The organism is Streptococcus sp. SCPM-O-B-23252 (M501) (genome assembly GCF_058200355.1).
The window spans coordinates 659,558-671,757 of sequence record NZ_JBYQGS010000001.1 but is presented as its reverse complement, the minus strand read 5'-3'; the positions used below and the strand labels follow the sequence as shown (position 1 = coordinate 671,757).

Annotated in this window: 12 protein-coding genes; all 12 read right to left on the bottom strand. The window is 41.9% G+C overall.

The annotated features are described in order from the left end of the window. Positions 1-55 precede the first annotated feature (55 nt). The 12 genes from AC3E6G_RS03305 to AC3E6G_RS03250 all read right to left on the bottom strand — a co-directional run bounded on the left by AC3E6G_RS03305 (position 56) and on the right by AC3E6G_RS03250 (position 12,096). Positions 56-691, bottom strand: a complete 636-nt coding sequence (locus AC3E6G_RS03305) for a copper homeostasis protein CutC (protein ID WP_023023434.1) — start codon at positions 689-691, stop codon at positions 56-58. Between the two features lie 109 nt (positions 692-800). Further along, positions 801-1,403, bottom strand: a complete 603-nt coding sequence (locus tag AC3E6G_RS03300) for a hypothetical protein (protein ID WP_129822000.1) — start codon at positions 1,401-1,403, stop codon at positions 801-803. Positions 1,404-1,577: 174 nt separating this feature from the next. Beyond that, positions 1,578-2,342 (bottom strand): (S)-acetoin forming diacetyl reductase, encoded by a 765-nt coding sequence (locus AC3E6G_RS03295; protein ID WP_023023545.1) that lies wholly within the window; start codon positions 2,340-2,342, stop codon positions 1,578-1,580. A gap of 667 nt (positions 2,343-3,009) precedes the next feature. Continuing rightward, on the bottom strand, positions 3,010-3,711 hold the full coding sequence (locus AC3E6G_RS03290; RefSeq protein WP_048716194.1) for an MIP/aquaporin family protein: 702 nt from the start codon (positions 3,709-3,711) through the stop codon (positions 3,010-3,012). Between the two features lie 69 nt (positions 3,712-3,780). Then, a complete protein-coding gene (gene glpO, locus AC3E6G_RS03285; RefSeq protein WP_117744339.1) occupies positions 3,781-5,607 on the bottom strand; it encodes a type 1 glycerol-3-phosphate oxidase in 1,827 nt (608 codons plus the stop codon). Positions 5,608-5,640: 33 nt separating this feature from the next. Next, positions 5,641-7,149, bottom strand: a complete 1,509-nt coding sequence (glpK, locus tag AC3E6G_RS03280) for a glycerol kinase GlpK (RefSeq protein WP_455165960.1) — start codon at positions 7,147-7,149, stop codon at positions 5,641-5,643. 239 nt (positions 7,150-7,388) lie between these two features. Beyond that, positions 7,389-8,828, bottom strand: a complete 1,440-nt coding sequence (locus AC3E6G_RS03275) for an AcpB/EbpR/MafR family transcriptional regulator (RefSeq protein WP_048788804.1) — start codon at positions 8,826-8,828, stop codon at positions 7,389-7,391. Between the two features lie 252 nt (positions 8,829-9,080). Continuing rightward, positions 9,081-9,932: a CbrC family protein gene (locus tag AC3E6G_RS03270; RefSeq protein WP_490700450.1), complete on the bottom strand. Its 852-nt coding sequence runs from the start codon at positions 9,930-9,932 to the stop codon at positions 9,081-9,083. A 66-nt stretch (positions 9,933-9,998) separates the two neighbouring features. Further along, positions 9,999-10,388, bottom strand: coding sequence for a hypothetical protein (locus AC3E6G_RS03265; protein WP_048788805.1), 390 nt, complete (start codon positions 10,386-10,388; stop codon positions 9,999-10,001). Between the two features lie 53 nt (positions 10,389-10,441). Then, positions 10,442-10,633 carry a hypothetical protein gene (locus AC3E6G_RS03260; protein WP_048788806.1) on the bottom strand — a complete coding sequence of 64 codons (192 nt, stop codon included), beginning with the start codon at positions 10,631-10,633 and terminating at the stop codon, positions 10,442-10,444. A gap of 53 nt (positions 10,634-10,686) precedes the next feature. After that, entirely contained in the window at positions 10,687-11,574 is an 888-nt protein-coding gene (locus AC3E6G_RS03255) for a DUF4300 family protein (RefSeq protein WP_048788807.1), read from the bottom strand. A gap of 210 nt (positions 11,575-11,784) precedes the next feature. After that, a complete protein-coding gene (locus AC3E6G_RS03250; RefSeq protein WP_048788808.1) occupies positions 11,785-12,096 on the bottom strand; it encodes a hypothetical protein in 312 nt (103 codons plus the stop codon). Between the last annotated feature and the right edge of the window lie 104 nt (positions 12,097-12,200).

Below are 12,200 nucleotides of genomic sequence, written 5' to 3'. Positions count from 1 at the left end.
GTATACCAAAAATCAAGAAAAAAGAGCTGAGATTTCTTCCTCAACTCATATATCTTTAAAAGACAACACGAGTTCCATGGACCTGATCCACCCCTGGAACATCAAGGAAAAGCTGACGATTCTCCAAAGAGACTCCTCCACCTGCCAAGATTTCTAACTGGCGATCTGCAAGCTGGGCATACTCTTCGTAGCGTTGCAACCGTTGTTCTAAGTCTGTTTCTGGACTGCCGGCTCTTGTTAATAGTCTCGTCACGCCTACTTTCTTCATCCACTCGATACTCGCAGCTTGATCTTCTAAAGGAATCTGGTCAAATGCCATATGCATGGTCAATTCAAATCCTTGACTGGCTTCGATGAAACGAAGCATAGCATCTTTATCCAGCTGATTGTCAGCAGTCAAAGCCCCAACAGCTAAACCATCAACACCCAGGTCACGGGCAATTTTCCAGTCTTCTAACATTATGTCTAGCTCTTGCTCAGAGTATACAAAATCTCCACCTCGTGGACGAATCATAACGATGACCTTTGCCTGATAATCTTTAGCAAGCTTCACAGCCTCTTTGATCACACCATAGCTTGGAGTCGTACCTCCAACCGCTAAGTTATCACATAATTCTACACGACGCGCTCCTGCTTGAAAAGCCTTCTCTAACAGTGTTATGTTCTCTGCACAAAATTCATATAACGGCATCCTAAATCTCCCTGTATTTGAAATCGTTTTCTTGTTCTACCTTACTCTTTTTTCATTTCTTTGTCAATTAGAAAAACCATCAGCCTCATCAGAAACCTATGGTTGATGCTTAATAGGAAATTGGAACAATAATCTGTAATACCATGTTCCCTTTTTCGACCTTCGCAGAATGGATTCGGTAGCCACTTGTCGGCATGGTCAATTGGATTTGATTCCCTATCATAGTAGCTCCTGTGCCCTCTTGGTTAACTTTTTCAGCAATCTTTGAAGCAACCAAGCTACGTGGAATCGGCAGATGTCCAAGACGGGCCCGTTCTAGGTTCAAGGTCAATTGTTGATCCGTCACACTAGCTGAAAAGTCCATGCTCACCATGGTTTCCACCGGTCCCAGTTCAATCGGAACCTGAACATTGATATACTCTCCATTCATAGCAACTGCTGTATTGAGGAGAGTTTCATCTGTCATTTCCCCTGCCATGGATTTAATAACTTGGCGCAATTGAGGAGAATTCAGTTGAAGCTCTGTTTGCAGGCCAGAAGCAGTCACGTCTGCTGTAGAGAAGCCTTCTTGAGCCAGATCTACCAGCGAAGTATTCACTGTTACATTTTTAAATTGCTCTTGAGTCGAAACCTTTGCTGGTATCAAGAAAACTGCTAAGACAATAACTAGGAGGAAGGTCAGTCCGATGAGTCGTTTGATCCATTTCCACATATGGTCACCTCTTTTCGTTTTGATGGATAGAAGAGAATTCACCTCTATCACTATTGATCTATTCTTTTTAAAATACGACTTCTATTCTACCCTAATTTTTCAAAAAAAGCGAACGAGAGGAATAAGGTGCACATAAGAAAAGAGGTGGAAAAAATCCCAACCCCTATTTGAATGTTAATGGAATTGCATCCCACCATCCACGATGATGGTTTGTCCTGTAATGTAGTTTGAATCAGGACCAGCAAGGAAGCTAACCGCTGCAGCGACATCTTCGGGTTCGGACAAACGTTTAAGGGTAATATCTTTAGCGAAAGTTTGCATACCCCATTCGTCATCTTTACCAGCGTTCTTACCAACTTCATGAGCGATATCATACATCATTGGAGTCTTAACGATACCAGGTGCATACGCATTGACAGTAATACCTGAATCAGCCAAGTCACGTGCCAAAGTTTGAGTGATACCACGAACTGCAAACTTAGTACCACCATAGACAGTCAAGTTAGGGTTACCTACAACACCTGCTTGTGAAGTTGCATTGATGATTTTTCCGCCATGGCCAAGCGCCTTGAATTGAGCTTGTGCAGCTTGAGCACCCCAGATGACACCACCAACGTTGATGGCAAAAGTGCGTTCAAATTGTTCTTCTGTAATCGTATCAAGTGGTGTAGTTGGAGCAACACCAGCGTTGTTAACGACAACATTTAAATCTCCGAAATGATCCACAACTTTTTGGAAAGCTGCAGCCACTTCAGCTTGTTTGGAGACATCAGCAACGACCGCAAAAGCATTCTCTGCTGATAACTCAGCTACTGCTTTTTCTGCTGTCTCAGCATTGTAGTCTAAGACTCCGACCTTGAAGCCATCTTGTACCAATCGTTTTGCAATCGCAAAACCGATCCCTTGACCTGCACCTGTGACAATAGCTACTTTAGACATATGATTCCTCCTTGGTATCCCCGATACCAGCAAACGTTCATAGAAGAACAGCAAAGGTTGACAGTCAGTTTTGGGTGAATCTATCATAAGTTCCTTCCAAAACTATGCTAACAGTATACTCCTTTGTGAAAAAAGTGTCAAACTCTAGCCTGTTATTTTCTAAAGTATTTTACAATCTATCTTATCTTTATTTAGTAATAGATTAACTGATTATAATAATTTTGAAAAGGGTTTTATATCTTGACAAAAACACTCCTATTGTCTATTGTTTTGGGCCTTATTTCATGCTACACTAATTATAAGACAATCAAATAATAAGGAGATCTAACAATGAAAGAATTCATGGATAAATTGAATAACCTACCTAAACCAGTTCAATACATTATTGCGATCATTATTTTCTTTATTGCGTTTTACATTTCTTATAGCTTGTTTTAAGTTAGAACGTACAAAGCTCTCTTTATCTGATACAGTATTTTAAAAGAGAGTGGGACAGAAATCGGTAATTCGTTAGAATTCGATTTCGTCGTCCCACCTCCTCACAGTTGAGTAGGGCTGTAAAAGCTGATGAAATCAGCGTGGTAGAGCCCACTCAACCACTGCGTCTTGCTCGATAATCCAAAGACAATTGAGAGGCTAGGACTTTTGTCCCAGCCTCTTTCATTTTTTAAAACATTTTAAAGACTGCTACTGCAAGTACTGCACCGATGATTGGACCAACTACTGGGATCCAAGCGTAACCCCAGTCACCATCTCCTTTGTTAGGAATAGGAAGGAGGCTGTGCATGATACGAGGTCCTAGGTCACGAGCTGGGTTGAGAGCGTAGCCTGTAGTTCCACCGAGAGACAAACCAATCCCTACAATCAAGGTACCAACGGCAAAAGTACCAAGTCCTGCTTGAAGGTCATAAAGACCAAGTGCAAAGATGGTCAATAGCAAAACAAAGGTTCCAAGGATTTCACTGATTAGATTGGAAGTAGTGTCTTTGATAGCTGGACCTGTACTGAAGGTTGCAAGGATATTTCCAGGATTTTCTTCTGCTAGGTAATGCGGTTTGAACTGTAACCAGACAAGGACTTGCCCCACCATGGCTCCAGCAAATTGAGCGATGATATAAGGAATCACAGATGCCCAAGCTAGTCCACCATTAAGAGCAACCCCAATCGTCACCGCTGGATTCAAATGTGCCGGACTTAACTTGCCAGAGATAAAGGCTGCCACTGCAACTGCAATCCCCCAACCAAGAGTAATGACGATCCAACCTGAGTTATGGCTCTTCGTTTTCGGAAGAACCACTCCTGCTACAACCCCATTTCCCAAAAGAATCAGGATTAAGGTCCCTAAAAATTCACCAAATAATTCTTTCATATGATTTATTTCTCCATTATAAAGAGGGGCCGGTCAGATATTCTTCTTTCCAACCCCTTTTTGTTTTTCTTAATTTTTTAATGCTGCCAAGTCATTGTTTTCCAAAGCGACTTGCAAGTCTTGACGGTAGCCAGCTTTTTCTTCTTCTGACCATTCATAGAAGCGTCCCATTTCATCCAAAACAGGTTCGACAATTGCATCTAAGCTATCTCGCATGAAGAGCATGTGGTTCGTCCGACGAAGAAGGAAGTCAACTGGGCTAAGTGCCAATTCATTGCGCATTGCATAGTGAAGTGATAAGGTATCTGCTAGGCTCAATCCAGGTGCTTGTTCCACGCTATGAGCAAGGGCGAAGACCTTAGGTGCATTAGAACCGTATAGGTTAGCTAGGTAGTGAGCTTCCTTGCTATCCAAGCCACGAGATACGCCAAGTTGAGCAAAGGCTTCGATTTCAGAATCCACGTTCGTTGGGTTAATTTCTCCACCTGATACTGGATAGGTCTTAGAGTTGATCAATTTGAACTGACGGTCAAATTCTTCCTTGAGAATGGTCAAGACACGCTCCATCGCTCCTTCAGCCATCTTGCGGTAGTCTGTAATCTTCCCACCAGCCAGGGTCAAAAGACCATTGTCATCGCGGTCTAAGCTTGATCCACGAGAAACAGCAGATGGATCCAAATGTTTTTCAGAAGTGCTGCCTTCCAAGTGGCTGATTGCTGATTCAACATCTTCACGCGATTTTTCTTTAGAAAGATAGCCTTCAACTGTTGCAATCAAAGCATTAAAGCTTTCATCACTGATAGTGCCGTTGTTTCCACCATTGTAGTCAGAAGCACTGTTTCCTGAGATCAACGGACGAAGACCAGCCCAGCTACTTTCGATATCATCGATGGTGATGTGAGCTTCTGGGAAGCGGTTATTCACGATTCCTAACAAGTAGTCGACATCTTCTTGAGTTACTGTTGGATGCTCTAAGTCGCCAGTGTAGTCCGTGTCAGTCGTTCCGAAGTAAGTTTTGTTTTCACGTGGCAAGACGAAGACCATCCGACCATCTCCAAGACCAGTATCAAAGTAGACTGGTTGAGAAACTTTGATCTTGCTTGAATCTACGACCAAGTGAACACCCTTGGTTGGACGCATTTGTGAATGCTGCTCTCCATCGTTTGAGAGGTTACGCACTTTATCGCTCCAAGGACCAGTTGTATTAATCACCAAACGAGCCTTGATTTCAAAGACTTCATCAGTCAAGAGATCACGCGCCACTACACCTGTGATCTTGCCAGATTCATCAAAGAGGAATCCTTCAGCTTTTACGTGGTTAGCAATGAGGGCCCCATCTTGGTTGGCACGTTTGATATTTTCAATCACCAAACGAGCATCGTTGTTACGGAAGTCTAGGTAGACCCCACCTCCGACTAGACCTTCTTGTTTCAACTCAGGCTCACGAGCCAACACTTCTTCTTTGGTCAAGACCTTGTTGGCAGCTGGAGTATTGCTGACACCTGCCAAGAGGTCATAGAGGTCCATGGCTACCTTAAGACGGAAGAGGCTAAAAGTTGCCCCATCTTCATCATAGACTGGTAAGAGCATTGGGTCTGGTTTTGGAATATGAGGAGCAATTTGTTGCACTACTGCACGTTCTGATACCGTATCTGATACCACTTCTACGTCAAATTGTTTGAGGTAACGAAGTCCACCGTGGACCAATTTTGTTGAACGGCTTGATGTCCCTTCCGCAAAGTCCTGCATTTCAATCAAACCTGTTTCAAGACCACTTGCTGCTGCCTGCAAGGCTACCCCAGCACCTGTGATCCCTCCCCCGATAATCAAAAGATCCAGGGTGCGTTCTTGCATTTTCTTAATCGATAATTCACGAGTTTTCTTTGAAAATTCCATAATTCTTCACTTTCTATCCTACTGAAGTCTTGACTAGTCTTCAATTTCTGCAAAGAGTTGGGTAGCTTTAACAGCTTTCTTCCATCCCTTGTAGAGTTGTTCTTTACGAGATTCGTTCATAGAAGGCTCGAAGAGTTCACCAGTTGCATTGAGTTCTTTCAATTCATCTAGGTCTTTCCAGTAGCCGACTGACAGGCCAGCAAGGAAGGCTGCCCCCAAAGCTGTTGTTTCCAAGTTTTTAGCACGAGCGATATCAATACCAAGAATATCCGCTTGGAACTGCATCAAGAAGTTATTCATAGCTGCTCCACCGTCCACCTTCAGGACTTGAATAGCCGTCTTAGCATCAACCTGCATAGTATCAATGATATCACGTACTTGGTAAGCAATGGATTGAAGAGTCGCCTTAATAAAGTCTTCTTTGGTTGTTCCACGAGTCAAGCCAAAGACAGAACCACGAGCATTTTGATTCCAGTATGGTGCCCCTAGACCTGTGAAGGCCGGTACCACATAAACTTCATCGTTGTTGTGAGAATCACGTGCATATTGTTCAGATTCAGGTGAGCTTTCCACCATGCGTAGACCATCACGAAGCCATTGAATGGCACTTCCAGCGATAAAGATAGATCCTTCCAAAGCGTAGTAGACTTTACCATTGATTCCATATCCAATGGTAGTCAACAAGTTATTTTCAGATAACTGCATCTCTTCACCGGTATTCATGATGATGAAAGATCCAGTACCGTAAGTATTTTTAACCATACCAGGTTCAAAGGCCAACTGTCCAAAAAGAGCCGCTTGTTGGTCACCCGCCATACCAGAGATAGGCACTTCTCCACCGTAGAAATGGAAAGGAGCTGTTTTTCCATAGATTTCAGAGTTAGAACGAACTTCTGGAAGCATAGCCTTAGGAATATTGAGGATTTCCAAAATCTCATCATCCCATTTTAGGTCTTTGATATTGTAGAGCATGGTACGAGCAGCATTTGAATAGTCTGTTACGTGAGAAGCTCCGTCTGTCAACTTCCAAACCAACCAAGTATCGATGGTTCCAAAGAGCAATTCTCCTTTTTCAGCCCGTTCTTGTGCTCCTTCTACATGATCCAAGATCCAGCGAATCTTAGTTGCTGAGAAGTAGGCATCAATGACCAAACCTGTTTTTTGGTGAAATTTTTCGACATAGCCTTGGCTCTTAAGTTGTTCAGCTAAAGGAGCTGTTTGGCGAGACTGCCAAACAATGGCATTGTAGATTGGAAGGCCAGTATTCTTATCCCAAACAACAGTTGTTTCCCGTTGATTGGTAATTCCGATAGCTTCGATTTGTCCTGGTTTGATGCCACTTTCGATAAAAGCACCAGCGATAACAGACTGAACAGAGTTCCAGATTTCATTTGGATTGTGTTCAACCCAACCAGCTTGAGGGAAAATTTGAGTAAACTCTTTTTGGCTAGAGCTTACTTTTTCTCCTTTTTTATTAAAAATGATGGCTCTAGAACTAGTTGTTCCTTGGTCAATGGCCATAATGTATTTTTCTTGTGACATGAAATGTCCTCCTGGAAAAAGAAATATTCTTTAGGAGACGTACTCCTTACATTGTCTAGTATACAAAATAAACCGCTTTCATGTTCATCAATTTTTTTTTAATTTTTAAAAAATATGAGGGGCGTCTCTTGAATCGCTTGAGACAGAAGAGATTTCCACACTTCTGTTCTATTAAATTTTCAGACAAATCTAAGCATTTTCGAGCAAAAAAAGAAGACCCGAGTCTTCTTTGTAATCTACTAAGAATTGGCATCCCCATAAATCATCTGACGAATATTAGCTAGATCGATCAGATCCAAATCATATTTCAAGTAATAGACAGGGATCCGCTCTGTAAAACTAATCGGGTTGTTGGTCACAATCAAATCGTAATCCGTAGCTGGATCAAAGGCTTCAATGGTAATAAAACGATTATATTCCAGATAGCGCTTGAGGACTTCCGTCATTCGTGTGTAGCCTAGATAGCCTACGGTTAAGTCTAGGCCGATCTTAATCTGTCTCCCACTATTTTCTGCGATATAATCCATTAATTGAAGCCACTCCCACTTGATTTTTTTATCCAGAGCCGTCCCTTGGCAAAGGATCGGAAGTTTGCTAAAGATAGTATCTGCTACTTCTCTATAATCATGACTACTAAAGATATACGGATTATGGTTTTCAAGTTGGTATTTATACTTGTCTTGAAGGAGGTAGCCTGTAAAAAGATAAACCTGCCCACAAATTTGGCTAAGCTCATAGGTCACAGGACCTTCGATATAATCCGCTAATAACTTCTGCGTTTTCATCTCTTGAATGAGCTGCGTAGTCAAAGCCCCAATCTCCCCTCCAAATCCTAAGATATACTCCATGGTATGAAGGGGGAGGATCCGATGGGTGACTAGAAAAGCAAAGAGGATCAACATCTCTCCATCCTCATAGCTAAGAGCAATGTGTTTCCCTGAAAAGAGCTGGTCTACCCTATGAAACAAACGTTGATAAAATATATTGTCCGTATAGCCCTTCATCTTCTGTTCAATTTCTCGGAATTGACAGGCATTAACCTTGAGTCGTTGCTGGGTAATATGGGACCAGAGAACAAAATCCAAGCGTTGTCCTTGAGACAATTTTGCTCCACAGAGCTCTTCTAAGGTTGCAATTTCGGTTTGTCTTTCTTTCTTGTCCAGTTCTTGTTTCCAGTCTGCACTAGCCCAGATCTTTCGTAGCAAGCCAAAATAAAAATAGCGAATCTTATGTTCAGGCCCTTTCAAGCGCCCATTGTGGATGGAAAATTGAAACTCAGCTAATAATTTGTTTAAGCCCGAAATATGACGCCCTAATGTCGCTTCACTAATCAAGAGTTCCTGAGCTAGTTGCTGAGCTTGAAACTGGCCATGATACAGCAAATAGATCAATAGTTGGTACTTGATGGCATTGTCCAAAAAAGCCCGCCGAATGTCCCGCCCCTTGGTATCCGAATCCACAAGAAGGCGAAGATTTTCATCTACTACCTCAATGGAAAGGGCCAGCTGATTTTCTTGGGCCTTGTCATTGATCAGTGCAAGATATTTGTTCAAGGTTGCTTTGGAAAATTCCGTCTCAGCCATCACTTCTGACAGACTGCTTGGAGAATGCTTTTGCAGATGAGACAGGATTAAAAACTGCCCACCCTCACTTTTTTCCATTAAATCAGCTAAATGCATTTTCAGAAAACCCTTCCATGATATTAGTTTTAGCATAACACAAAACTTATGAAAGTCGAAATATAATGCTTACCAGCTCTATCTAAATATCACAAATCTCTAAATTATAAAACCTCCCACCGAAATTAGATGAGAGGTGCAACTCTATTTCTATGATTTTCGCATAGTCACTAGCCAAGTGGCTACTAGGATTTTGAAAATAATTTGCTCATTTTTCCTCCGTAACAGGATGATAAATCAGATAGATCCCCCCTAATCCGCATCAACCCAAAGATGGTATTGTTCACAATGGAGACATCGAAAGAGATAGCCACACATAGGACCATCCTTGACTAAGTATTCAGCCACATCCTGAAATTCATTACGTGCCTCGTATTCTGCTAAGACTTGCTCTGCAATTCCCATTTCTTCGAGTTCACGAGTGCCAACTGTCCCCATATAGGCACAGTAGTCTTGGCAACAAGAGAGCCAATATTCGCCCTGCCAGCTTCTATAGCCAGGAGTTTGAAAGAAGAGGATCTGGTCTTTTTCCTTATCCATGACCCCTTGCCAATCAGCATCTTGGATAAACTCTGCTTCAAACTTTTGGGCAGCACGACCTGTAGCAATACAAGTCGGACAGAGATGACTTAGCTCTTCTTCACAATAGGGTCTCAACGCATAATAAATGGTGTGGGCTTCCCCACACGAAGGACAGGTCTTAGGCTCTCCTTCCTTAAAGGCACCCGTTGCTAGTGGGTCCGGATGATAGCGGAAGGTTGGCAATTCATTGATTTTCTCTTTATGAGCCTCTTTTTCTTTTTCAGTAAAGGGACGCGGGAGAGCAAAGCGATCTCCATGACTATGACTCATCTTTTCTAAGATAAAAAGTTTCTTAACTTGCTTGCGATCAGACTTGTCTACTAGCTCTGTGAAGAGGGCAAAGGCACTGGCATACAAGCCCAACTCTTGGTAAACATCCACCAAGACCTGCTTAGCTTCTGGAGTTTCCAGTAAAGCTAGACGATCTGCAAATTCATAGAGAGCTAGCACGCTGGATGAATCCTTCTCTTGCGCTTGGAACTGCTTTTTAAGCCGGATATATTCTTTCATCGAATCGATCATAGGACTACTCGCTTTCATTTTTAAAGGAAACAATTCGTAAATTCTATTTCTACAGATGATTGTATTCTAACGTGAATCATGTACTTTAAACCCATACCTACCAGCATTTCGCTTGAGTTTCGCAACTAACACTTCATTGCGCTTGCTTTTCCCGAAAAAGAGGGGAATGGTCTTACCATTTCTGAGTTCGGTATAGAAAGCATAGCGACTCCCACCACCAGCGCGACCACGGAGTAGCAAGTAGGTAATTTGCTTAATCTCTTTCAGTGGGATCATTCGCCGACTGAAACACAAAGGCACATGAATGTAGAAGATGCCACTGTTAATATGGAAGGGTGCAAAGAAGGGACCACCACTACGTCGGCTAGCCAACCAGCGACGAACGAATAACGTAATGCTGAAGAAGCCAATAAAACCAACACTTAATAATACTGGTCCTGATCCTAAACTTGCCATTCCATTTCTCCCTCCATAAATTCTAAATACACAGTACAATTGTTGACTCGGCCTTAATCAGTATGCTTTTTAGTCTTGGTTAATAAGATGATGACAGCCACTAAGAGAAAAATTCCAAATCCGAAAGCAACTTGTTCTAAATCTTTTAATCCTTCAATGTAGGGTAGGACATACATACTTGATTCTACTAATAGAAAACCAATAAGAATAAGGGCTAGAGCAAAGTAGCTCCATTTTTTACTCATCTTTAGCTCCTTTCCTTAGCTGGAATTCCATCAAACTTAACTAGCTGGAAATTCTATTTGGTTTCAACCCATTTTTCATTGTCCATGATAAAGGGCTTAGCTAGACCTTCACCGGTGTAATCTTGGTATTTGGTCTCCAAGTATTTGTAGACATCTTCTTTAGTCGCAAACTTGATGGCTTGATATGGTTCTTCAAAAGTAAGTTTTTCGACAAAGAGATAGCCTTCCTTGGCAGGTACCAAAACGCCCACGTGACCAACAAAAAGGGTATTACCGTCTAAATTGTCATGAACGATGACAGAAAGCATACGCGCGTTTTCATTGAATTTGAAATTAGAAAAATACTCTTCCATCTTCTTAGCATGGACCTTGACATCCGTTGTAGCTTCTGTTGAAACTCGTGAGTAGAGAATGTTAAAGGCTTCCTTGTCTGCCTCATCAAAGACTTTTCCTTTGTCAATAGCATCATTGTCCACAAACAAGAGTTCACTATCCGCCTGCTGCTTAGGAATCTCGATGCGGTTCTTCAGCAAAGTATAACTATTGATCCGGCAGTTGGTCCCGACGAAATCGCCCTTCTGCTTGGTCCACAAGTCACTGATCTTCTCCACATCGTATTCCGTCTTTTTGAAGGTGCTGAAGTCACCTATCAAGCCGACCGAGCCAACAATGCTATCGTAGTCGGTTACTAGACCCAAAAATTTATCTACACTGTCCTGATCCAAATAAGCAGATAAGAGAGCCCGCACTTCTTCGACACTTTCCTTACTATTGAGGTTGCTGTAAGTTCCCTTGTAGTGCTCCTTGTCTGAATGGGACTGCTGCACTGTGGAACTTGCCTGTTTTTCCTTGGATTGCTTTTGGTTGCTACCACAAGCCGCTAATGCAAAGATCCCCAAGGCACAGCTGGTAAGGAGCATGAATTTTTTAAATGGTTTCATAAAATGGTTCCTTTTCTATATACTAAGATGTTTTATAACATTGAGTCATGTTTTGTACCATGATTCATTTCTTTTTCCTATCGAATCTCCTTATCCTATATTATAGTTTAAAACTGACTTAGCTCCAACTATTTTTTACGAATTAAGGAAACTTTATAAGTAGCAAAAAAGAGCTGGCAGACTATCCAGCTCTTCAATGAATAATGAATCTTATTTAATCTTATGTTTGTTCATCTTTTCTTCAAAGACTTCCGTCATAATGACACGCAATTCTTCCCGTTCTTTTTCAGGAAGGTCTCCTTGGCGTTTGGCAACGGCATAGAGATTAGGATAGCGCATGGCCACACGTTCGATCGTCTTTGTTGTCGCATGCCCTCTGACAAAGAATGGAATGCGCTTGATCCATTCTTGCGGTACAAGAGCAAGCAACTTCTTCGCCGCTTCCTTATCAGAAATCTCGGCAGTGCTCAAACCTTGGTTGATTTGTTCCTGTTCTTTTTCTGTAAAATCTTTTAATTCCATTCAAAACCCTCATTATCTATTTGTATCTAATAGTACATTATACACCTAAGAAATCAAAAGTACAATTTTAACCTTTCCTTAGCTGAAAGGAAAAATTAATAGCA

What these genes read in the sequence shown, in the direction of transcription:
- AC3E6G_RS03305 (WP_023023434.1), bottom strand. Translation starts at nt 691, where the DNA reads ATGCCGTTATATGAATTTTGTGCAGAGAACATAACACTGTTAGAGAAG.
- AC3E6G_RS03300 (WP_129822000.1), bottom strand. Translation starts at nt 1,403, where the DNA reads ATGTGGAAATGGATCAAACGACTCATCGGACTGACCTTCCTCCTAGTT.
- AC3E6G_RS03295 (WP_023023545.1), bottom strand. Translation starts at nt 2,342, where the DNA reads ATGTCTAAAGTAGCTATTGTCACAGGTGCAGGTCAAGGGATCGGTTTT.
- AC3E6G_RS03290 (WP_048716194.1), bottom strand. Translation starts at nt 3,711, where the DNA reads ATGAAAGAATTATTTGGTGAATTTTTAGGGACCTTAATCCTGATTCTT.
- glpO (WP_117744339.1), bottom strand. Translation starts at nt 5,607, where the DNA reads ATGGAATTTTCAAAGAAAACTCGTGAATTATCGATTAAGAAAATGCAA.
- glpK (WP_455165960.1), bottom strand. Translation starts at nt 7,149, where the DNA reads ATGTCACAAGAAAAATACATTATGGCCATTGACCAAGGAACAACTAGT.
- AC3E6G_RS03275 (WP_048788804.1), bottom strand. Translation starts at nt 8,828, where the DNA reads ATGCATTTAGCTGATTTAATGGAAAAAAGTGAGGGTGGGCAGTTTTTA.
- AC3E6G_RS03270 (WP_490700450.1), bottom strand. Translation starts at nt 9,932, where the DNA reads ATGATCGATTCGATGAAAGAATATATCCGGCTTAAAAAGCAGTTCCAA.
- AC3E6G_RS03265 (WP_048788805.1), bottom strand. Translation starts at nt 10,388, where the DNA reads ATGGCAAGTTTAGGATCAGGACCAGTATTATTAAGTGTTGGTTTTATT.
- AC3E6G_RS03260 (WP_048788806.1), bottom strand. Translation starts at nt 10,633, where the DNA reads ATGAGTAAAAAATGGAGCTACTTTGCTCTAGCCCTTATTCTTATTGGT.
- AC3E6G_RS03255 (WP_048788807.1), bottom strand. Translation starts at nt 11,574, where the DNA reads ATGAAACCATTTAAAAAATTCATGCTCCTTACCAGCTGTGCCTTGGGG.
- AC3E6G_RS03250 (WP_048788808.1), bottom strand. Translation starts at nt 12,096, where the DNA reads ATGGAATTAAAAGATTTTACAGAAAAAGAACAGGAACAAATCAACCAA.